The sequence below is a fragment of the Streptomyces sp. B8-7 genome, from assembly GCF_058833805.1.
In genome coordinates this window covers 867,934-888,305 of sequence record NZ_JBYRRL010000005.1, presented here as the reverse complement: position 1 = coordinate 888,305, position 20,372 = coordinate 867,934, and the positions used below count along the sequence as shown (strand labels likewise).

Genomic DNA, 20,372 nt, shown 5'->3' with positions numbered 1-20,372 from the left:
CATGGGACAACCCCCGCGCGGGGCGGGGACGGCGGAAGGGCCCGCGGCCGGGCCGCGAGCCCTTCCAGAGTACCTGCTCCCCGTCAACCCCTGTGGGGCACGACAGACAGCTCACACGGGTACGGCTGAAGGAACGATCAGCCCGAGCCGACGAACAGCACCAGCAGCAGCCACACCACCGGCGCGGTGGGCAGCAGTGAGTCCAGGCGGTCCATGATGCCGCCGTGCCCCGGCAGCAGGGTGCCCATGTCCTTGATGCCGAGGTCCCGCTTGATCATGGACTCGCCCAGGTCGCCCAGCGTGGCGCTGGCCGCGACCGCGAGCCCGAGCAGCAGGCCCTGCCACCACCTGCCGTCGTCGACCAGGAACTCCATGCAGAGTGCGCCGGCGGCCATGGCGAACGAGACCGCTCCGAACAGCCCCTCGCGCGTCTTGCCGGGGCTGATGCGCGGGGCGAGCTTGTGCTTGCCGAACCGCCAGCCGACGGCGTACGCCCCGGTGTCGCTGACCACCGTCAGCAGCAGAAAGGTCAGCACCCGCCAGGGCCCGTCGTCGGCGGTCAGCATCAGGACGACGAACGTGGCCAGGAAAGGCACGTAGAACGCTGCGAAGACCCCCGCGGTGACGTCCTTCAGGTACCCCTCGGGGCGTTCCGTCATCCTCCAGACGAGAACGGCGAGCGAGGTGAGCGCCATCGCGACCCACGCGCCCTCGGCGCCCCGTGCGTACCCGGCGACGACCATGGCCGCGCCGCCCAGCGCGAGCGGGACGAGCGGTGCCCTGATGCCCTTGCGCTCCTGAAGCCTGCTGGTCAGCTCCCAGAGGCCGACGACCACGGCGACGGCGACGACACCGACGAACACGGCCTTGACGACGAACAGCGACGCCACGATCACCGCGCCGAGTCCGACGCCGACTCCTATGGCCGCGCCCAGGTCCCGGCCCGCGCTCTTCTTCTGCGGTGCGGGCGCCGGCTGCGGGGCGTCGGGCATGGGCTCCGGATTCTGCGGTGCGGCCCCGGTGGGCAGCACCTGCGGCAGGTCGTACGGCCGCGCTTGCGGCGTTTCGTCGCGGAACAGGGGGCCGCTCAGCCGAGCGGCCCCCCGGACGTCATCCTGGTCGTCGCCGTACTCGGGTGCGTCGGGATCGCTGGGCACGATGGGCATGGGGCGAGTGTGCTGCGCCTCAGGCGCATCGTACGCGGGACCCGCCGGGGCAGCCTCTCGGACATACCCCTGGCCAGGACCCTGATCGGACGGCCCCCAGTACCCGGCTCGTGGCGGCGCCCCCCAGGAAGAGTCGTTCATCAGACCTCGAGCAGCTCCGCTTCCTTGTGCTTCAGGAGCTCGTCCACCTGGGCGACGTACTTGGCGGTGGTGTCGTCGAGCTCCTTCTCCGCACGGCGGCCCTCGTCCTCACCGACCTCGCCGTCCTTGATCAGCTTGTCGATGGCGTCCTTGGCCTTGCGGCGCACGGAGCGGATGGACACCTTGGCGTCCTCGCCCTTGCCCTTGGCGACCTTGATGTACTCGCGGCGCCGTTCCTCGGTGAGCTCGGGGAACGTCACCCGGATGATGTTGCCGTCGTTGCTCGGGTTGACGCCCAGGTCGGAGTCGCGGATCGCCTGCTCGATGTTGCGCAGCGCGCTCTTGTCGAACGGGGTCACCACCGCCATGCGCGGTTCCGGCACGGAGAACGAGGCCAGCTGGTTGATCGGCGTCGGCGCGCCGTAGTAGTCAGCCACGATCTTGTTGAACATCGCCGGGTGCGCACGGCCGGTGCGGATCGCGGCGAAGTCCTCCTTGGCGACCACGACGGCCTTCTCCATCTTCTCCTCGGCCTCGAGGAGGGTCTCTTCGATCACCACTTGCTCCTGCGTGTCTTGAGTAAGGCCCGGCTGCGGGTCCCCTTCGGGTGGCGGCCGGCTGCGTCGCGTCTTCTTCCTGCACGGTTCCCGACCGGTAGGACATTGTCCATCCCCCGGCCGGGCTGCGGGTGCATCTCCGGTCAGGCCCGGCTGCCCTGGTCACCCACCAGCGTGCCGATCTTCTCACCCTTGACGGCGCGAGCGATATTGCCTTCGGCCAGAAGCTCGAAGACGAGGATCGGGAGCTTGTTGTCGCGGCACAGCGTGATGGCCGTGGCGTCCGCGACCTTCAGGTCGCGCGTGATGACCTCGCCGTAGCCGAGGGCGTCGAACTTCACGGCGTCCGGGTTGGCCTTGGGGTCGGAGTCGTAGACCCCGTCGACACCGTTCTTGCCCATCAGGAGCGCCTCGGCGTCGATCTCCAGGGCACGCTGCGCGGCAGTGGTGTCGGTGGAGAAGTAGGGCATGCCCATACCGGCGCCGAAGATGACCACGCGGCCCTTCTCCAGATGGCGCACGGCGCGCAGCGGAATGTACGGCTCGGCGACCTGGCCCATCGTGATGGCGGTCTGCACCCGGCTGTCGATGCCCTCCTTCTCCAGGAAGTCCTGGAGGGCGAGGCAGTTCATCACGGTGCCGAGCATGCCCATGTAGTCCGACCGGGCCCGGTCCATGCCGCGCTGCTGGAGCTCGGCGCCGCGGAAGAAGTTGCCGCCGCCGATGACGACGGCGATCTGGGCGCCGTCGCGCACGACGGCGGCGATCTCCCGGGCGATCTTGTGCACCACGTCGGGGTCCACGCCGAGGCCCCCGCCGCCGGAGAAGGCCTCTCCGGACAGCTTCAGCAGATACCGTCCGGGCACTTTGCCGTCGTCGCTCTTCTGGGCCTTGGTGGTCATGGACATCCCGCCTCTTTCACGTGGTGCACATACGAAGAAGGCCATTGCCGTTTGGGGTGCTTCCCATGCTCGGCAATGGCCTCCTCGTCAGATCTGCTGTCGTCCGTCACACGCGCGGGTGCCGGCGTCCGCGGACGACTGCGGTCGACCCTAGCGGTAGGCCGCCCCGGGTCGCGCGTGGGTCCCGGTAGGGACTCAGATGCCGACCTTGATGCGCGTGAAGCGCTTCAGGGTGACACCGGCCTCGTCCAGGACCTTCTGGACCGACTTCTTGTTGTCGAGCGCGTAGGGCTGGCCGAGCAGCGTCGCGTCCTTGAAGAAGCCGTTGACGCGACCCTCGACGATCTTGGCGATCGCGGCTTCGGGCTTGCCCTCGGCACGGGTGGTCTCCTCGGCGATGCGGCGCTCGGACTCGACGACCTCGGCCGGCACGTCCTCCTTGGAGAGGAACTTCGGCGCGAAGGCGGCGATGTGCTGGGCGATGCCCTTGGCGACGTCCGCGTTCGGCTTGTCGAGCTCGACCAGGACACCGATCTGCGGGGGCAGGTCGGGCATCGTGCGGTGCATGTAGGCCAGCACGAAGCCGTCGGCGTACTGCGCGAAGCGGTCCAGGACGATCTTCTCGCCCAGGTTGGCGTTGGCCTCGTCGACGAACGCCTGGACGGTCTTGCCGGCCTCGATCTCGGAGGCGAGCAGGGCCTCGAGGTCGGCCGGGGAGGTCTTGGCGACGTGTTCGGCGATCTGGCGGGCGACGGCCTGGAACCTGTCGCCCTTGGCGACGAAGTCCGTCTCGCACTTCAGCTCGACGAGGACGCCGGAGGAGTTGTCGTCGGCGATGATCGAGACCACGGCGCCGTTCTCGGCGGAGCGGCCCTCGCGCTTGGCGACGCCCTTCTGGCCCTTGATGCGCAGCGCCTCGACGGCCTTCTCGACGTTGCCGTCGGCCTCGTCCAGCGCCTTCTTGCAGTCCATCATGCCGGCGCCGGTGAGCTCACGAAGCTTCTTGACGTCGGCGGCGGTGTAGTTCGCCATGAGTCTGTGAGTCTTTCTCGAAGTCTGGAAGATCTCGAAGATCTACGGAGTCTGCGTTCCGGTGGTAGCCGGGTCCGGCGACGTTCCGCTGATCCACGGGTGAACGGCGGGGGCGGACTTCACCGCGCAAGCGGTGCTCGGTGCAGCACCGCCCCCGCCGTCACTGACGCTGACGGGTCAGGCCTGCTCGGCGTCCGCGGCGGGAGCCTCGGTGGCGGGAGCCTCGGCAGCCGGGGCGGCGTCCTTGGTCTCGACAGCCTCGCCAGCCTCGGCGGCGGGGGCGGTCTCGGCCTTCTTCTCGCCCTCCAGCAGGTCGCGCTCCCACTCGGCGAGCGGCTCACCCGCGGCCTTCTCACCCTTGTCGCCGGTGGCGACGCCGGAGCGGGCGATGAGGCCCTCGGCGACGGCGTCGGCGATCACACGGGTGAGCAGGGTGACGGAGCGGATGGCGTCGTCGTTGCCCGGGATCTTGTAGTCGACCTCGTCGGGGTCGCAGTTGGTGTCCAGGATGGCGACGACCGGGATGTTGAGCTTCCGGGCCTCGCCGACCGCGATGTGCTCCTTCTTGGTGTCCACGATCCAGACGGCGCTGGGCACCTTCTGCATCTCGCGGATACCGCCGAGGGTCTTCTCCAGCTTGGCCTTCTCGCGGGAGAGGACCAGGAGCTCCTTCTTAGTCAGACCGGAGGACGCGACGTCCTCGAAGTCGATCTGCTCCAGCTCCTTCAGGCGCTGCAGACGCTTGTACACGGTCGAGAAGTTGGTGAGCATGCCGCCCAGCCAGCGCTGGTTGACGTAGGGCATGCCGACGCGGGTGGCCTGCTCGGCGATGGCCTCCTGCGCCTGCTTCTTCGTACCGACGAACATGACCGTGCCGCCGTGGGCGACGGTCTCCTTGACGAACTCGTAGGCGCGGTCGATGTACGACAGCGACTGGAGCAGGTCGATGATGTAGATGCCGTTGCGCTCGGTGAAGATGAAGCGCTTCATCTTCGGGTTCCAGCGACGGGTCTGGTGACCGAAGTGGACGCCGCTCTCCAGCAGCTCCCGCATCGTGACGACGGCCATGGCCGTTCTCCTCGTGTTTCTCGGTTGTGCCGCGGGTGCCGGACGGCGCCCACGCCTGACGCTCCCGATGCGCCTGCCGCGAAGGACCGAGGGGCGCGTGACACCGGCGGTCTGACCGCCGACGTCGGGGCGTGCGAAGTCGACCCGGTGGCCCGGGTCGCCATTCAGAAGTGTACGGGACCGGAAAGGCACCGGGTGACGCCGTTGTCCACAAGCGGCCGCCGGTCCACAGGCCCCTGCGGCCCGGGAGGACCTGCGGGAGGGTCGCCGCATGCCTACGAAACGATTCGTTCGGCCTGCCCGGACCGTACTGGTGGGACTGGGACTGATGCTGCTGCTCGGCTCGGTCTTCACCACGCTGGGCGCAGCCGCCGAGACCGACCCGCCCGCTGCCGTCCCCGCCCCGCCCGACGAGGCCGGCCCGCCGTCCCCGGCCGCCCCCGGCCCGCCCCCCACGGCCCGCCCGCCCGCGCCGGCGGCCGCCGCGAGCGCGCCCACCGAAGCCGATCCGCCTCTCACCGCCCCCGGCGCGCCCCCCGAGGACGCGCCTCCCCCCACCGCCCCGGACACGCCCGCAGGCACCCGGCCGGCCCTCACCGCCCCGAGGGCGCCGGCCGGGGACGGACCGGCCCGGTCCGTCCGCCCACCTGCTGCGACAAGGCCCCCGGCCGCCCTGCCGACACCGTCCGGCGACCCTCCTCCCCGGCTCGCCCGGGTCTGGCCGGTGGGGCGGCGCCCCCCGGTACTGCGCGGCTGGGAACCCCCGGCGACTCCCTACGGTCCCGGGCACCGCGGTGTGGATCTCGCGGCGGCGCCGGGGGCACCGGTACGGGCGGTGGCGCCGGGCCGGGTGTTCTTCGCGGGACCGGTGGCGGGCCGCGGGGTGGTGTCGCTGGAGCTTACGGGCTCGGGAGATCCGCCCGTCCGCACGACGTACGAACCGGTCCGCGCGACGGTGCGCCGCGGCGACGTGGTCGCGGCGGGCGACGTGGTCGGGACGGTGGAGCCGGCGGGGTGGCACTGCGGGCAGCCGTGCGTGCACTGGGGTCTGCGGCGCGGACCCGTGTACCTCGATCCACTGAGCCTGCTCCCGGCGTGGCTGCTGCGGGCCGGGCCGTCGCGGCTGCTGCCGCTCGCATGGTCCAGGGGCCCCTCCGCCGCCGCCCGGGCAAGCGGGGCGGTCCCGGCGGCACCGGCCCCGGCGGGCGGCGGGCGGGTGGAGGCGTGCTGCCGTGCCGACCGGTCCGGGCTGGTGAGGACGGGCGTACGGTCACGCGGATACCGCCGACCGGGCAGCGGGCCGCAACGGGGCAGGCTCCTCGCGGCACGCCGGGGCACGTCACCGCGCCGGCTCCTCCGGGCAGGCCGGGCCCGGCCGAGGCTCCGCGGCGGCGCTGCCCGAGGACGGGGACCGGGCGGGACCGGCATGGCGGGGCTCAGCCCTGCACGCCCCGCAGAGCCATCGCGACGGCCGCGTCCACGATCACTCGGGGCTCCTCGGCGGCGCCCAGTTCCAGTCGGCGGACGGCCGCGTCGACCACTCCCTGGAGGAGCATGGCCGCAAGGCGGGGTTCCTCGTGACCGAGCTCGGCCAGCGCCGAGACGATCAGGGCGATGAGTCCCCCGTGCGCGGCCCGGATCTTCTCGCGGGCACCGGCGTCCAACTCGCGGGCCGAGATCGCCACGACGGCGCGATGCCGCCGGTCCCCCACCAGTTCCAGCTGGGCCCGCACATAGGCCTCGACCCTGTCCTGAGGCGTCGTACGGCGCTGCATCGCCGCGGAGACCTCGGCGGCCCATACGGGGAAGTCGACCTCGCACAGCTCCTCGACGACGGCGGCCCGCGAACGAAAGTACTCGTACACGGACGACCGCGCCAGTCCGGTGCGCTCGGCCAGGGCCGGGAAGGTCAGCGCCTCCGTCCCGCCTTCGGACAACAGGGACCGAGCCGCGTCCAGCAGGGCGGCTCTCTGCATCGACCGGTGCTCGGCCACGGAGGCCGCTCGAATCCTTGGCACGTCAACCACTGTACGGACGGAGCGCCCCTGGGCGGGAGCACCCCGACCGGGAGGCCGGTCAGCGGCCGAAGCCCGCCAGCTTCGCGCGCAGCTGCAGCACGGACTTGGTGTGGATCTGGCTGACTCTGCTCTCGGTCACGCCCAGCACGTTCCCGATCTCGGCGAGAGTGAGGCCCTCGTAGTAGTACAGCGTGACGACGGTCTTCTCCCGGTCGGGCAGCGTGTTGATCGCCCGGGCGAGGAAGCGGCGCAGTTCTCGGTCCTCGGCCACCTCGACCGGGTTGTCGGCGGCCGTGTCCTCCAGCGTGTCCATGAAGCTGAGCCCGTCACCGTCCTCCCCGCCGACGTGCAGCAGCTCCTCCAGGGCGACCACGTTGGCCAGTGACAACTGGCTGAACACGGCGTGCAGTTCGTCCACGGCGATGCCCAGTTCGGCAGCCACCTCGCCCTCCGAGGGAGTGCGCCGCAGCCGGGCTTCCAGGGTGGCGTAGGCCCGCTCGACGTTGCGTGCCTTCTGCCGCACGGAACGGGGGATCCAGTCCAGCGCCCGCAGCTCGTCGATCATCGCGCCGCGGATCCGGGTGATCGCGTACGTCTCGAACTTGATCTCCCGGCCGATGTCGAACTTCTCGATCGCGTCGATGAGCCCGAAGACACCGGAGGACACGAAGTCGGCCTGTTCGACGTTGGGTGGCAGGCCGACGCTCACCCGGCCGGCCACGTATTTCACGAGCGGCGAGTAGTGCAGGATGAGCTGCTCGCGCAGCCGCTCGTCTCCGGTCGCCTTGTAGGACCGCCACAGTTCGTCGAGCGTCGAGGGAGCGGGCGGCCGCACGCCGCCACCGTCGCGGGCGGCTGGGGGGATCGCCGCCCGGTCGGACCCGGAGGTGTGCTGGGGCATTCGTCGCCTTGAGCCGTTCTGCCGTGAAGCTTGCGATGCGGGACTGTCTGGGTGAGCTGTCACTCTGGTGGGGAGTTGGCGGGCTGTGTCGGGAACTTCGTGAGCGTAGCGTGACTGGGGTGTCGCGGTGTGCGAAGGAGCGGCCCGCCGGGGGTGCAGATACGTTCCGCTGGCCGCTCCGGCAGGGCCGGGCAGCCACGCCCCGACACCGTTGGAACACGTCAACTCGGCGTTCTCCCAAGGGGAGTACGACTTCCCCCGGACGGACGAACAGGCTCCGTCAGTTCGGCGGCCGACCGCCGCGAACGGAGATCACCGCCTGGCGTGTCAACTTCCAGCCGTCGCCGTGGCGTTCGACGTATCCGAGAGCCCTCAGTTCGTACAGTCTCGCGATCGCGTCGTCCTGCGTCGTCTGCGCGCCGCGGGCGATCTCACCGACGGGGGCGGGCCGGCCCGCGGGCAGGGCGGCAAGGACCCGCACCGCGGCCGGAGGCAGCAGGTCGCGGGGCAGCACGGGGCCGCGCCGCTCGGGCGCGAGCTGTCCCATGGCGCCGACCAGTTCGACGATCTCGGCAGCGTCGGTGACCAGCACCGCCTCCGCACGCAGGAGTTCGTGCACTCCCGCGGACAGCGCGCTGGTGGCCGGTCCGGGCACGGCCATGGTGTGCCTGCCGAGCCGCTGCGCGGCACGCGCGGTGACCAGCGAGCCGCTGCGACGGGCCGCCTCCACGACCACGGTCCCCCGGGTCAGTGCGGCGATGACCCGGTTGCGCAGGACGAACCGGCTCGGGGTCGGGTGCTCGCCGGGCGGCAACTCACCGATCACCAGGCCCTGTTCCGCGATCCGGTTGATCAACTCGGTGTGTCCGCGCGGATAGGGCCGGTCGACGCCGCAGGCCAGGACGGCGGCGGTGGCACCGCCCGCGCCGAGGGCGCCGCGATGTGCGGCGCCGTCGACTCCGTAGGCGCCGCCGGAGACGACGACCCAGCCGTGCTCGGCGAGACCGGCGGCCAGGTCGGCGGCCATGTGCGCGCCGTACGCGGTGCAGGCGCGGGCGCCGACCACCGCGACCGATCGGAGTGCCCACATCCGCAGGCTGGGCCGCCCCCGCACCCACAGCCCGAGAGGTCGGGCGTCCCCGAGGTCGTCCAGCTGCGCCGGCCACTCGGACGTGCCGGGGCACACGAACCTGGCCCCGGCGCGCGCTGCGGCCGCGAGGTCCCGCTCGGGGTCGGCGTCCCGTGCCCGCGCGAGCAGTCCGCTCCAGCGGCTCGCACCGACGCCCGGCAGGGCCGTCCCGCCGTCCGTGAGCCGTGCGGCCACCTCCGCCACGCCGAACTCCCGCACCCACCGCCCGGCCACCGCGTCCCCGGGCTCCATGACCCGGGTGAGCAGGACCCTGCCGAGCAGGTCGTCGCCCGATGCGCCGCTCATGCCGGTGCCCCGATGACCATCGGGACACCCCGCGGAACACCGGTGCGCAGTTGGAGCGCGAGCGCGACGTCCATCGCGTCGGGCCGGTCGTGACCGACGAGGTCCGCGACGGTCCAGGCGACCCGCAGCACGCGGTCGAGGCCACGCGCGGTCAGCGCGCCCCGTTCGAGCCCGCGCTCCGCCTCGTCCAGGGCGCCGGCCGCGGGGTGGAAGCGACTGCGCAGTTCGCGGCCTGGCACCTCGCCGTTGGTGTGCCAGGGGGTGTCGGCGAGCCGGGCGGCGGTCCGCTCACGGGCCTGCCGCACCCGGTCGGCGACCACGGCCGTGGACTCGCCCCGGGCATCACGGTGGGTGAGCTGGGCCCGGGTGACGCGGTCCACCTCGACCCGCAGGTCGACCCGGTCCAGCAGCGGCCCGGACAGCCGGGCCTGGTAGCGGCGGACCACCGCGGGCGGGCACTCGCACGGGTCGCCCGCCCCGGTGAACCGCCCGCAGGGACAGGGGTTGGCGGCGAGGACCATCAGGAACCTGGCAGGGAAGCGTACGACGCCCGAGCTGCGCGCGATGACCACATGGCCGGCCTCCAGGGGCTGGCGCAGCGCGTCCAGCGCCCGGCTGCCGAACTCCGGTGTCTCGTCCAGGAAGAGGACCCCACGATGGGAGAGCGACACGGCGCCCGGACGGGCGACGCCCTGGCCGCCGCCGACCAGCGCCTGCATGGTGGCCGAGTGGTGCGGGGCGCAGTAGGGGGCCGCGTCGATGAGCGGCTTGCCCGGCGGCAGCAGCCCGGCCACCGAGTGCACGGCGGTGACCTCAAGGGACTCCTGGCGGGTGAGGGGAGGCAGAACGCCCGGCAGCCGCTCGGCGAGCATGGTCTTGCCCGCTCCCGGCGGGCCCTCCAGGAAGAGGTGGTGGCCGCCGGCCGCGGCGACCTCCACGGCGGTGCGGGCCGAGAACTGGCCCACCACGTCGGCCAGGTCGTGGCCGGCCTCCTGGTGCGGCCCGCCCGCACCGGTGGCGGCGGCGGTGCCGGGGACCCGCAGTCCGGCGAGCAGCGGGCCGGCGCGGCCCTGCACGTCGGGATCCTCCTCGGGCACGGGCTCGTCGGCGAGAACGGCGATGAGCTGCCGCAGGCTGCGCACCCCGAGAACGGACACGCCGGGCACGAGGGAGGCCTCGGCGGCGGCGCACTCCGGCACGACGACCTGTTCGCAGCCCGCGTCGGCGGCGGCGAGCACGGCCGGGAGGATGCCCCTGACCGGGCGCACCCGTCCGTCCAGGCCGAGCTCGCCGATCATCACGATGTCGGCGAGCACACGGGGGTCGATGCGCTCGGCCGCGCCCAGCACCGCGCTGGCGACGGCCAGGTCGAAGCCGCTGCCGGCCTTCGGAACGGATGCCGGGCTCAGGCCCACGGTCAGCTTCTTCTGCGGCCACGCGGTCCCGGAGTTGACCACGGCGGCCCGTACCCGGTCGCGGCTCTCGGTGAGACTCTTGTCGGGCAGTCCGACGAGGGTGAACGCGGCCACGCCGGGCTCGAGGTCGGCCTGGACCTCGACGACCACGCCTTCGACGCCCACCAGGGCGACCGCGCAGGTGCGCGCGAATCCCATCAGGCCACCCCCCGCACGTGTTCCACGACGGGTGCGCCGCGCCGGGGCAGGAGCACGCCGACCACGTCGATGCGTACGCCGCCGGGCGGGGCTCCGCCATGGGCCTGGATCCAGCGTTCGGCCAGGTCGCGCAGGCGTGCGGCCTTGTCCGGGGTGACCGCCGCCATCGGGTGCTGGTACCGGCCGTCACGGCGGGTCTTGACCTCGCAGACGACCAGGACGTCCCCGTCCCGTCCGACGATGTCGATCTCGCCCGTCCTGCCGCAGCGCCAGTTGCGGGCCAGGACCGTCATACCGGTCTCGGACAGTCGCCGCGCGGCGACCGCCTCGCCGTACCGGCCGAGGGCGCTGCGCGCCTTCCCGGCACGCCACGCCCGCTGCGCGGCCGGCACTTCGCCCGCGCCCCGCGCCTCGCCCGCGCTCTGTACGATTCCCGCGCTTCGTGTGTTCCCGGCGCCCGGTGTGTTCCCCGTGCCTGGCATCTTCCCCGTGCCCGGCGTGTTCCCCAGGCCCGGCGTGCTTCCCGTGCCCGGCGTGTCTCCCGTGCCCGGCGTGTCTCCCGTGCTCATGTCGGCACCACCTCCGGCGCCAACGATCACGCGAGACCCACCCCAGAGTGGATCTTGGTGGACGAGCGCACGACTGTGGAGAACCGCGTCACCCGCTCGGGTGAGGAGTCATGCCCGTCGCCCCGGGCCGCGTCAGCTGCCCGGCAGCTCCAGATCGCTCTTGTTGAGCTCCTCGATGTTCACGTCCTTGAACGTGAGGACGCGCACCTGCTTGACGAACCGGGCCGGCCGGTACATGTCCCAGACCCAGGCATCCGCCATGGACACCTCGAAGAAGACCTCACCCTGGACCGAGTGCACCTGCATCTCGTAGTCGTTGGTCAGGTAGAAGCGCCGCTCCGTCTCGATCACGTACTTGAACAGACCGACGACGTCGCGGTACTCGCGATAGAGCTTGAGCTCCATCTCGGTCTCGTACTTCTCGAGGTCCTCGGCGCTCATGGCATGTTCCCCTTCAGCCGTGCGATCCACCCATTGTGCGCCAGTCCCGGGAACCTCTAGACGATTTCCGTGTCAAGGGTGACCGGGCGAGCCGGGGGACCGTCGTCGAGCAGCGTGCGCAGCAGCCCGGCGAGTCTGGTCGGATACACGGTCTCATGCGTCCGGGAGAGTTCCTCACAGGCCCACCACCGCGTACCGGCGACGCTGGCGCGTTCCAGCTCGGTCAGCGCTGTCGGGCGGGCCGCGGTCTGCGCCGTACGGGCCAGGTAGTACCACTCGTCCTGGTCCCAGCGGCGCCCGGCGAACGGGAAGGAGCACCTGCGCCGCCACAGCACCGGTCCGAGTTCGACCCGCGTGATCCCGGTCTCCTCGGCGAGTTCCCGCAGCGCGGCCTGCGCGCGTGTCTCGTCGCCCTCCACTCCTCCGCCCGGCGTGAACCACCAGTCGTCGGCCGGATCATCCGGTTCGTGGCCGTGCAGCAGCAGGACCCGGTCCCGCGGGTCGAGCAGCACCACCCGGGCGACCCGGCGCAGTCCGCCGTCGTAGGAGTCCCGCGGCTCGCTCCTCGTCTCAGCGGACACCGGCGCTCCCGGCGCGCCGGGAGCGGGCCGCACCCGCCCACCTGGCGACCGGCCCGTAGGCGGCGCCCGCCAGGACCAGCGCGGCCCCGCCGACGATCATGCCGACGAGCAGCCGGAACGGCCCTGGCCGGGACACCTCGGCGCCGAGGGCCTCGAAGCCGGACGGGCGAGGCAGGAGGCCGTCCATCGGCCAGACGACGGCATCGACCCGTCCGGTGACCGCGGAGCGGGCGACGGTACCGCCGGCGGCGTCCTGAAGGTGTGCGGTGGAGTCGAGCGATCCGGCGCGTTCGTCGCCGAGCAGGAACAGCCGCCCCTCGGGCACGGTCACGGTCGTGAACCCGATGCTCTCCGCCGGCTGTCCCTCGGGCAGATACGGTTCGTCGATCTGCTGGCCGTTGACCGTCAGCCGGCCCTGTGTGCAGCAGGCGACGGTGTCCCCGCCGACGGCGACGACGCGCTTGACCACGGGAACGTTGGCCCAGGTGGTGTCCTTGAAGACCACGACGTCGCCGCGGCGTACGTCGTCGCCGTCCACCCGCTGCGCCAGCACCCGGTCGCCCGCGTCGATGGTGGGGCTCATGGAACGGGTGGGCACCGTGTACGGCCGGTAGACCACGGCTCCCCAGCCGAAGCCGGCGAGGAACAGCACCATGCCCAGCGCCACCGCCAGCCCGGAGAGGATGTGCCCGGCCCGGCCCCGCACCCGGCCCGGGCCCGTGCCGCCGCGTCGCGAGGCCGTGTCTGTCGCGCTCTCACCCATGGGTCCGCACCCTACCCGGCGGTACGGAAGCGGTCAGCCCCCGGTGCGCGACCGGGATCGCGCATCGAAGGGCTGCACGTCCGACGCGCGCACCGGGCCGTCGCCGTGTGGCGGCGTCACCTGCGGCGGCGTCGCCACACGGCGACGGGCAGCACGCCTGCCACGGCCAGAGCCTGCGGGGCACCGGGCAGGGCCGGGCCCGCCGAGGCCTGACGGCCGACCTGGTCGAACGTGTCCGGCACCGGCAGGGTGCCCCAGCGGTTGACCGGCCAGGCCCGCACGACGGCCCGTCCGACGACCTTGTCGACCGGCACCATGCCGTGGTGGGCGTCCGCCTGGTTGTAGCGCGAGTCGCGGGAGTTCTGCCGGTGGTCGCCCATGACCCAGATGAAGCCCTCGGGGATCGTCACCTTGAAGCGGCCGCCCTGGTCGTCGTCGCTGCAGGGCGTGTTGCCCGGGTAGACGTAGGGCTCGTCCAGGGCCTGGCCGTTGACCTTCAGGGGGCCCGTTCCGGTGCATTCGAGGGTGTCGCCGCCGACGCCGACGACCCGCTTGATGAGGTCCTTCTCCTCGGCGGAGGGCATCAGGCCGATCCAGCTGAGGACCGTCTGGAGGGCGTTGGGGTCCGGAGTGGGCTCGCCGGCCAGCCAGTTGTCCGGGTCGTGGAACACCACGACCTCTCCGCGCTCGGGCTCGGAGCCGAACCAGGGGGTGAGCTTGTCGACGAGCACCCGGTCACCCTGCTGGAGGGTGTTCTGCATCGAGTCGGAGGGGATCGAGAAGGCCTGGACCAGGAAGGTCTTGATCAGCAGCGCGAGCACGAGCGCCACCACGATCAGGATCGGCAGCTCCTTCCAGAAGGACCGCTGCTTCTTCGCCGGTTCGGTGGGCTCGGGGCCCTCCTGCGTCTCGTCCGTCACTGCGCCGTCCTCGGTCGCACGGGCGTCACTCCCGGAGTCCGCGACGCCGTCCGCGGGCCGGCCGGTCGCTTCCTCGGGCCGTCCGCGGTGTTCCTCGCCGTCGTGTCCGGACCGTGAGCCCACCGCCACATCCCCCACGCCAACTCCTTACTCTGTGCCGCCGTCTGCGCCTGATCCGCTGCAGGCCCACCACTCCCATAACGAGCGGGAGTTCCGCAGGGCCCGGGAGCGGGGTCGCCACGTCCGGATCGTCGGAGGCAACCCTATGCGACGGCCGGGGGGCCGCGGTCGACCCGGGCTCCGCGTCGGGCACGGCGACGTAGGTGTCCGGCTCGTTCAGGGTGGTCCAGTGGTCGACGGGCCAGCCGATGACGACCGCGCGCCCCACCACCTCGTCGACGGACACCGTGCCGCCGTAGTCGGTGTCCTGGTGCGCCCGTGAGTCCGCTGAGTTGTCCCGGTGGTCGCCCATCACCCACAGGCGCCCCTGCGGCACCGTGATGTCGAACGTCGATTCGGAGGGTACGTTTCCGGGATGCAGGTAGTCGGTCTCGTTCAGCGGCATGCCGTTGACGGTGACGTGGCCCTGCGTGTCGCAGCAGACCACATGGTCGCCGCCGACCCCGACGACGCGCTTGATCAGGTCCTTCTCGTCGTCCGACGGCAGCAGGCCGATGAAGGTCAGTGCTTCCTTGACCTGCTTGACGACGATCGGGTCGTCCTTCTTCTGGTTGGGCTGTTCACTGTTGAGCCAGCCGCCGGGGTCCCGGAAGACGACGACGTCACCGCGCTCCGGCTCGGAGCCGAACCACGGGGTCAGTTTGTCGACCAGCACCCGGTCGCCGATCTGGATGGTCTGCTCCATGGAGCCGGACGGGATCACGAAGGCCTGGACGAGGAACGTCTTCAGCACGAGGGCTATCAGCACCGCCACACCGACCAGCAGCGGGATCTCCTTGACCGCGGAGCGCTGGCGGCGCCGCTTGACCCTGCGCTGGAGCTTGCGCCGCTCGGCCCGCGTGCGTCCGCTCGACGGGCGGGAGGTACGGCGCGTCCCGGTGGGCAGCAGTTCCTCGGCGGCCGTGCCGCCCGCTCCGCGCGACCTGCCCCGGTTACCCACGGCCACCGCCGGCGCCGCGCCCAGGACCACCCGAGCCGGCCGGACCATCGGCGTCGCGGGAACCGGCGGAGCCGGTGGCCGCGACGGACGCGGCCGGACCGCCGACGGCGACCGAGCCCGCCGGGCCGACGCCCGTACCCGTACCCGAACCCGAACCCGCTGCCGCGGCCACACCGCCGGCATCGCCCCGGTCGCCCGCCGGCACGCCCGCGTACGCCTCGGGCCGGTGCAGCAGGGCCGCGTGCCCGAGCGGCCAGACCACGGCCTCGGCCCGTCCGATCACCGCGCCGACGGGCACCATTCCGCCCCCTGGCGAGCCGAGGCGGTCACGGGAGTCGCTGGAGGCGCTGCGGTGGTCACCGAGGAGGAACAGGCGGCCGTCCGGGACGACCGCCTCGAAGGGCACCGAGGACGGGCTGTCACCGGGGTACAGGAAGGTCGACTCGTCGACCGGCCGGCCGTTCACCTCGATCCTGCCCTCCTTGTCGCAGCAGACCACGCGGTCTCCTCCCACGCCCACGACGCGCTTGACGTAGTCCGCGCCCCCGAAGTACCCCGTGCCGTCGAAGACGACGACGTCTCCCCGCTCCGGCTCCGCACCGAAACGGTACGCCAACTTATTTACGACGACGCGGTCCCCGACTCTCAGCCCCTGCTCCATGGACCCGCTGGGAATCTGGAACGGCTGCGCCACGAACAGGTTGACGAGCAGCAGGAACACCAGGCAGACCAGCAGGGTCAGGGTGTACGCGCCGCCGGGCAGCCACGGCGTGATCCGGGACACCAACGCGAAGCGCGACCGCCCCTTCCGCCCCGGTGTCGCGGGACGGGGGGAGCGGTCGCGCTCCGTCGGCTGTGCTTCGGTGTCCATCGGGGCCCGATGCTATCCGGCCCCGGAGCGAACTCCGACGCGAGATCAGTTCTCGCGCTTCTCCTTGATCTTCGCCGCCTTGCCGCGCAGGTCGCGCAGGTAGTACAGCTTGGCGCGGCGCACGTCACCGCGGGTGACGAGCTCGATCTTCTCCACGATCGGGGTGTGCACCGGGAAGGTGCGCTCGACGCCGACGGAGAAGGAGACCTTGCGGACCGTGAAGGTCTCGCGCACGCCGGAACCCTGGCGACGGATCACCACGCCCTTGAACTGCTGCACACGGGAGCGGTTGCCCTCGATGACGCGGACGTGGACGTTGACGGTGTCGCCCGGACGGAAGGCCGGGACGTCGCTGCGCAGCGACGCGGCGTCGACGGAGTCGAGCAGGTGAGACATTTCGTCTGCTTTCCTCGCTGATGCCACAGGTCATCAACGGTAACTAGGTGTTCTGACGGTAGCGCCGTGTACGTCGGAGCGGGCGTCGTGTCCCCCTGTGGCAGGGGCGCACGCCGGACGGCACACAACAGCGGCCTATTCTTCCACGTCCTGGACGCGCCGCCAAAATCGGCCGTACGGCTCGCCGTCGGGGTCGGGCGCCCAGCCGAGGATGGACAGCATCTCCCGGTCCTTCTTGTCGAAGGTCTTCGGGTCGCAGCGCTCGATCAGGTCGGGCCGGTGGGCCGTGGTGCGCCGCAGGGCCTCGTCGCGGCGCCAGCGGGCGATCTTCCCGTGGTGCCCGCTGAGCAGTACGTCGGGGATGTCGCGGCCGCGCCACCGGGGCGGCTTGGTGTAGACGGGGCCTTCCAGGAGGCTCGCCATCGCTCCGGGTGCGAAGGAGTCGTCCCGATGGGACTCGGCGTTGCCCAGCACGCCGGGCAGCAGCCGCGCCACGGCCTCCGTGATGACCAGGACGGCCGCCTCGCCGCCCGCGAGGACGTAGTCGCCGATGGACACCTCGTAGACGGGCATCCGGGTGGCGTACTCGTCGATCACGCGCCGGTCGATGCCCTCGTAGCGGGCCGGCGCGAAGACCAGCCAGGGCCGCTCGGAGAGCTCCACGGCCAGTTCCTGGGTGAAGGGGCGGCCGCTGGGCGTGGGCACGACGAGGGCGGGTGCCGCGGAGCCGGACTCGTAGCCGTCGGCGAGCACGGTGTCGAGGGCGTCGCCCCAGGGCTCGGTCTTCATGACCATGCCCGGGCCACCGCCGTAGGGTGTGTCGTCGACCGTGTTGTGCCGGTCGTAGGTCCAGGAGCGCAGGTCGTGCAGGCGCACGTCGAGACGGCCGCGCGCGCGTGCCTTCCCGACCAGGGAGACGTTCAGCGGCTCCAGGTACGCGGGGAAGATCGTGACGACGTCGAGCCGCATCAGGTGTCGTCCCGGCCGGAGGCGGTCTCGGCGCGGTCGTCGATCAGGCCGGGGGGCGGGTCGACGACGGCCCGCTGCTCCTCCAGGTCGATCTCGGTGACGATCTCCTGCACGAAGGGGATCATCACCTCGCTGCCGTCCTCCCGCTCGACGATGAGGAGGTCCTGGGAGGGCAGATGTGAGATCTCGGTGATACGGCCCACCGCGACGCCGTCCCGGGTCACCACGTCCAGGTCGATCAGCTGGTGGTCGTAGTACTCGTCCTCCTCCTCGGGCAACTCGTCCGGGTCGACCGCGGCGATGAGCAGGATGTTGCGCAGCGCCTCGGCGGCGGTGCGGTCGGTCACGCCCTCGAACCGCAGGAGGAGGCGGCCGCTGTGCACGCGGCCGGTGGCGATGGTGAGCGGCCCGGCGGAGGCCGGGTCGGTGGCCAGGACGGCGCCCGGCGCGAGCCGCAGCTCGGGCTCGTCGGTGCGTACCTCGACGGTGACCTCGCCCTTGATGCCGTGGGCGCGGCCGATCCGTGCGACTACCAGCTGCACGAGTAGAGATCTCCTGTCATACGACTGCGGGCCGGGGACGGCCCAGTGGCCCTCCCCGGCCCGAGCCGGTTGCGTTGAAGCGTCAGCGGACGTGGTCCACGTCGACGAGGTCGACGCGGACACCGCGGCCACCGATGGCGCCCACGACGGTGCGCAGAGCGCGTGCGGTGCGGCCGTTGCGGCCGATCACCTTGCCGAGGTCGTCCGGGTGGACCCGCACCTCGAGCACTCGCCCGCGACGCAGGTTGCGCGCGGCGACCTGCACATCGTCAGGGTTGTCGACGATGCCCTTCACGAGGTGCTCAAGCGCCTCTTCGAGCATGCTGCTCAGGCCTCGGTCGACTCAGACGCCGACGACTCGGTGGCCGCCTCGTCCTTCTTCTCGGCCTTCTTCTTCTGGGTGATGGCCTCACCCTTGCCCTCGTCGTCGCCGCCCAGGGCGTCGAACGACGGGCGGGTCTTCTTGGGCTCGGCGACGAGCAGCGGAGCCGGGGCGGGCTCGCCCTTGAACTTCTGCCAGTCGCCGGTCTTCTTCAGGATGGCGAGGACGGGCTCGGTCGGCTGCGCGCCGACACCCAGCCAGTACGCCACGCGCTCGGCGTCCACCTCGATGACCGACGGGTTGTAGGTCGGGTGGTACTTGCCGATCTCCTCGATCGCACGGCCGTCACGGCGAGTGCGGGAGTCGGCGACGACGATGCGGTAGTGAGGCGAACGGATCTTGCCCAGACGCTTCAGCTTGATCTTGACTGCCACGGGAGCGGGTTCTCCTGGATTTGACGTGGTGGGGCACAACGGGATGCCGCGTGGGGCTGCGGTACCCGAGTGGCCCGATGGACGCGTCAGCCGGAGGAGAGAGGGGTCCTGTACGACTGTCGAGTACAGCTAGCCATTGTGCCACACCCTGCACGCCCCGCTGACCGGGGCCCGGCTGCTCCTCTCCCCCGCCCCGGAGCAGCGCCACACCCGGACCCCGCTCCGCCCCGGAACAGCTCCGCGCCACCCGCCGGGCCGCGGGGACCGCACGGCCCGCGCACACGGGCGCGCGACCGCGCCGGCTCGGGAGCGGGCCTTCGGACGGACAGGCCCCGGCGCACACGGCGGTCCGGGACGCGGGTACACCGGCATCTGCACCGGCTTCTGCACCGGCTTCCAGGCATGCCGGCCCGCCGCGAGGATGCCCACACCCGGCCCCGTCCCGAGCGCATGAGCGCATGAGCGCATGCCAGGGTGCCGCGTGGGCTCCTGCCACACGCGGCACCCCGCATCACCCGCGGGACCGGCAGCCACGAGATGCCGGTACGCGATGTCAGGCCGCGCCCGCGACCTCGGGAATCCGGAACGGCTTTCCGCAGCCCCCGCAGACGATCGGCGCCTGGGCCAGGACCGACGGAACGACCCGGACGTTGCGTCCGCAGTCGCACACCGCCTTGACCCGGACACCGCCACCGGACGAGCCGTGCCGGGCGGCCGGACCGCGGAACGAACGGGCGCTGTCGGCCGAGGTCGCGGCCAGATGGGCTTTGAGCGCCCGTTGGAGGCGCTCGATCGTGGGCCGGTAGCGGCGCTTCGCCTCGGGGTTGAGCGAGACCAGTGAGAAGCCGCTGCTCGGGTGCGGCTCGTCGGGATGGTCCAGGCCCAGTTCCTCGGCGATCGCAAGGAATCTGCGGTTGTGGTACCGGCCGGCCCGCGAGGTGTCACGCACCCCGCGGGCCGCCGCGATGCCGTGCACGGCCTCGTGCAGCAACCGTTCGAAGGAGAGCTCGTGACCGCAAGCGGACGACGACTCCCCGATCAGGGACTCGGGCGCGGCAAGGTCCGGCAGCTCTGGGTGGTACCGCTGAATGTCGGCCCACGCCTGTGCCAGTTCCGCTGCGAGAACAGGTGGTGTCTGTGTCGTGCTCACGTAATGACAACGAGCCAGGCCCCCGCTGTGTTCCTATTCCGGGGCATCCCAAATAATTTGCACGTACCCGTCAGTTGCGGCTGATGCGCCGCGACGAGGATGGGTGCGCTGATCTGCGGAGAAGCCTCGCACCTCGTGGCAAGGCGGTGCGTAGTGACCCCCGAGCATCTCCTACGCACCCGCTACGCACACACGCGTAGCACGGTCGCGCCGGGCGGAGGGCCGGCGTCGGCGACGGCGCAAGACGCGTTTCGGCCGCCTCGCGGGCATCCCTCTCTGCGCCCGTGACGGCGGCGACGTTACCGGGTGCTCCCGCAGCCGCGTCCGCCGCTGCCGCCGACGGCCCGTCAGCAACCTCTGGAGAGCGGGTGGATCGGCCTCGCCGAGCGCCCACCGTACCGGTCCGCGTTGCCGGAATGTGAATTCTCGCCACATGGGCGACGGGCCCCGAAGCGGGGCCC

The 20,372-nt window shown here is 71.9% G+C and carries 21 protein-coding genes and 2 pseudogenes; 1 reads left to right on the top strand and 22 read right to left on the bottom strand.

Annotated features, from left to right (window positions below):
* Window positions 1–137: 137 nt before the first annotated feature.
* The 5 genes from AC5K6T_RS28010 to rpsB form a co-directional block, all read right to left on the bottom strand.
* Window positions 138–1,307: a phosphatidate cytidylyltransferase gene (locus tag AC5K6T_RS28010; RefSeq protein ID WP_493213346.1), complete on the bottom strand. Its 1,170-nt coding sequence runs from the start codon at window positions 1,305–1,307 to the stop codon at window positions 138–140.
* Complete coding sequence (gene frr, locus AC5K6T_RS28005; RefSeq protein WP_356692525.1) at window positions 1,307–1,864, bottom strand: ribosome recycling factor; 558 nt, start codon at window positions 1,862–1,864, stop codon at window positions 1,307–1,309. Before frr ends, AC5K6T_RS28010 begins: the two co-directional genes overlap by 1 nt.
* Before the next feature lie 143 nt (window positions 1,865–2,007).
* Window positions 2,008–2,766: a UMP kinase gene (gene pyrH / locus AC5K6T_RS28000; RefSeq protein WP_493213505.1), complete on the bottom strand. Its 759-nt coding sequence runs from the start codon at window positions 2,764–2,766 to the stop codon at window positions 2,008–2,010.
* A gap of 195 nt (window positions 2,767–2,961) precedes the next feature.
* The gene (gene tsf, locus AC5K6T_RS27995; protein ID WP_493213344.1) at window positions 2,962–3,798 is read right to left on the bottom strand and encodes a translation elongation factor Ts; all 837 of its coding nucleotides are present in this window, start codon (window positions 3,796–3,798) and stop codon (window positions 2,962–2,964) included.
* Between the two features lie 177 nt (window positions 3,799–3,975).
* A complete protein-coding gene (gene rpsB / locus AC5K6T_RS27990; protein ID WP_493213342.1) occupies window positions 3,976–4,866 on the bottom strand; it encodes a 30S ribosomal protein S2 in 891 nt (296 codons plus the stop codon).
* A 673-nt stretch (window positions 4,867–5,539) separates the two neighbouring features.
* On the opposite strand from rpsB, the pseudogene AC5K6T_RS27985 reads away from it, so the two are divergent.
* A pseudogene (locus tag AC5K6T_RS27985) lies at window positions 5,540–6,001 on the top strand (murein hydrolase activator EnvC family protein); the annotation flags it as partial.
* 301 nt (window positions 6,002–6,302) lie between these two features.
* Here AC5K6T_RS27985 and AC5K6T_RS27980 read toward each other — a convergent pair.
* From AC5K6T_RS27980 to AC5K6T_RS27900, 17 genes and pseudogenes are all read right to left on the bottom strand, one after another.
* Window positions 6,303–6,860, bottom strand: coding sequence for a TetR/AcrR family transcriptional regulator (locus tag AC5K6T_RS27980; protein ID WP_493213503.1), 558 nt, complete (start codon window positions 6,858–6,860; stop codon window positions 6,303–6,305).
* Window positions 6,861–6,942: 82 nt separating this feature from the next.
* Window positions 6,943–7,785: an RNA polymerase sigma factor WhiG gene (whiG, locus tag AC5K6T_RS27975; protein WP_493213340.1), complete on the bottom strand. Its 843-nt coding sequence runs from the start codon at window positions 7,783–7,785 to the stop codon at window positions 6,943–6,945.
* Window positions 7,786–8,065: 280 nt separating this feature from the next.
* Complete coding sequence (gene dprA / locus AC5K6T_RS27970) at window positions 8,066–9,220, bottom strand: DNA-processing protein DprA (protein WP_493213338.1); 1,155 nt, start codon at window positions 9,218–9,220, stop codon at window positions 8,066–8,068.
* On the bottom strand, window positions 9,217–10,833 hold the full coding sequence (locus AC5K6T_RS27965) for a YifB family Mg chelatase-like AAA ATPase (RefSeq protein ID WP_493213337.1): 1,617 nt from the start codon (window positions 10,831–10,833) through the stop codon (window positions 9,217–9,219). Before AC5K6T_RS27965 ends, dprA begins: the two co-directional genes overlap by 4 nt.
* On the bottom strand, window positions 10,833–11,225 hold the full coding sequence (locus AC5K6T_RS27960) for a YraN family protein (RefSeq protein ID WP_493213335.1): 393 nt from the start codon (window positions 11,223–11,225) through the stop codon (window positions 10,833–10,835). The genes AC5K6T_RS27965 and AC5K6T_RS27960 overlap by 1 nt, the downstream gene beginning before the upstream one ends.
* Before the next feature lie 309 nt (window positions 11,226–11,534).
* The gene (locus tag AC5K6T_RS27955) at window positions 11,535–11,843 is read right to left on the bottom strand and encodes a DUF2469 domain-containing protein (RefSeq protein WP_005311352.1); all 309 of its coding nucleotides are present in this window, start codon (window positions 11,841–11,843) and stop codon (window positions 11,535–11,537) included.
* A 56-nt stretch (window positions 11,844–11,899) separates the two neighbouring features.
* Window positions 11,900–12,424, bottom strand: coding sequence for an NUDIX hydrolase (locus AC5K6T_RS27950; protein ID WP_493213329.1), 525 nt, complete (start codon window positions 12,422–12,424; stop codon window positions 11,900–11,902).
* Entirely contained in the window at window positions 12,414–13,187 is a 774-nt protein-coding gene (lepB, locus tag AC5K6T_RS27945; protein ID WP_493213327.1) for a signal peptidase I, read from the bottom strand. The genes AC5K6T_RS27950 and lepB (AC5K6T_RS27945) overlap by 11 nt, the downstream gene beginning before the upstream one ends.
* 116 nt (window positions 13,188–13,303) lie before the next feature.
* Window positions 13,304–14,245, bottom strand: coding sequence for a signal peptidase I (lepB, locus tag AC5K6T_RS27940; RefSeq protein ID WP_493213326.1), 942 nt, complete (start codon window positions 14,243–14,245; stop codon window positions 13,304–13,306).
* The gene (lepB, locus tag AC5K6T_RS27935) at window positions 14,133–15,227 is read right to left on the bottom strand and encodes a signal peptidase I (protein ID WP_493213501.1); all 1,095 of its coding nucleotides are present in this window, start codon (window positions 15,225–15,227) and stop codon (window positions 14,133–14,135) included. The genes lepB (AC5K6T_RS27940) and lepB (AC5K6T_RS27935) overlap by 113 nt, the downstream gene beginning before the upstream one ends.
* 178 nt (window positions 15,228–15,405) lie before the next feature.
* Window positions 15,406–16,098 (bottom strand): annotated as a pseudogene (gene lepB / locus AC5K6T_RS27930) (signal peptidase I); the annotation flags it as partial.
* A 45-nt stretch (window positions 16,099–16,143) separates the two neighbouring features.
* On the bottom strand, window positions 16,144–16,494 hold the full coding sequence (gene rplS / locus AC5K6T_RS27925) for a 50S ribosomal protein L19 (protein WP_393480362.1): 351 nt from the start codon (window positions 16,492–16,494) through the stop codon (window positions 16,144–16,146).
* 135 nt (window positions 16,495–16,629) lie between these two features.
* Window positions 16,630–17,463 carry a tRNA (guanosine(37)-N1)-methyltransferase TrmD gene (trmD, locus tag AC5K6T_RS27920; protein ID WP_493213324.1) on the bottom strand — a complete coding sequence of 278 codons (834 nt, stop codon included), beginning with the start codon at window positions 17,461–17,463 and terminating at the stop codon, window positions 16,630–16,632.
* Window positions 17,463–18,005: a ribosome maturation factor RimM gene (gene rimM, locus AC5K6T_RS27915; RefSeq protein WP_493213322.1), complete on the bottom strand. Its 543-nt coding sequence runs from the start codon at window positions 18,003–18,005 to the stop codon at window positions 17,463–17,465. Before rimM ends, trmD begins: the two co-directional genes overlap by 1 nt.
* Before the next feature lie 82 nt (window positions 18,006–18,087).
* Complete coding sequence (locus tag AC5K6T_RS27910; RefSeq protein ID WP_493213320.1) at window positions 18,088–18,327, bottom strand: RNA-binding protein; 240 nt, start codon at window positions 18,325–18,327, stop codon at window positions 18,088–18,090.
* A 5-nt stretch (window positions 18,328–18,332) separates the two neighbouring features.
* Window positions 18,333–18,761, bottom strand: coding sequence for a 30S ribosomal protein S16 (gene rpsP / locus AC5K6T_RS27905; protein WP_493213319.1), 429 nt, complete (start codon window positions 18,759–18,761; stop codon window positions 18,333–18,335).
* A gap of 553 nt (window positions 18,762–19,314) precedes the next feature.
* A complete protein-coding gene (locus tag AC5K6T_RS27900) occupies window positions 19,315–19,911 on the bottom strand; it encodes a hypothetical protein (RefSeq protein WP_493213317.1) in 597 nt (198 codons plus the stop codon).
* Between the last annotated feature and the right edge of the window lie 461 nt (window positions 19,912–20,372).

Coding starts and splice junctions, on each gene's coding strand:
- tsf (WP_493213344.1), bottom strand. CDS start 3,798: ATGGCGAACTACACCGCCGCCGACGTCAAGAAGCTTCGTGAGCTCACC.
- lepB (WP_493213327.1), bottom strand. CDS start 13,187: ATGGGTGAGAGCGCGACAGACACGGCCTCGCGACGCGGCGGCACGGGC.
- AC5K6T_RS27965 (WP_493213337.1), bottom strand. CDS start 10,833: ATGGGATTCGCGCGCACCTGCGCGGTCGCCCTGGTGGGCGTCGAAGGC.
- AC5K6T_RS28010 (WP_493213346.1), bottom strand. CDS start 1,307: ATGAACGACTCTTCCTGGGGGGCGCCGCCACGAGCCGGGTACTGGGGG.
- pyrH (WP_493213505.1), bottom strand. CDS start 2,766: ATGACCACCAAGGCCCAGAAGAGCGACGACGGCAAAGTGCCCGGACGG.
- rpsB (WP_493213342.1), bottom strand. CDS start 4,866: ATGGCCGTCGTCACGATGCGGGAGCTGCTGGAGAGCGGCGTCCACTTC.
- AC5K6T_RS27910 (WP_493213320.1), bottom strand. CDS start 18,327: ATGCTCGAAGAGGCGCTTGAGCACCTCGTGAAGGGCATCGTCGACAAC.
- rplS (WP_393480362.1), bottom strand. CDS start 16,494: ATGTCTCACCTGCTCGACTCCGTCGACGCCGCGTCGCTGCGCAGCGAC.
- dprA (WP_493213338.1), bottom strand. CDS start 9,220: ATGAGCGGCGCATCGGGCGACGACCTGCTCGGCAGGGTCCTGCTCACC.
- trmD (WP_493213324.1), bottom strand. CDS start 17,463: ATGCGGCTCGACGTCGTCACGATCTTCCCCGCGTACCTGGAGCCGCTG.
- AC5K6T_RS27955 (WP_005311352.1), bottom strand. CDS start 11,843: ATGAGCGCCGAGGACCTCGAGAAGTACGAGACCGAGATGGAGCTCAAG.
- whiG (WP_493213340.1), bottom strand. CDS start 7,785: ATGCCCCAGCACACCTCCGGGTCCGACCGGGCGGCGATCCCCCCAGCC.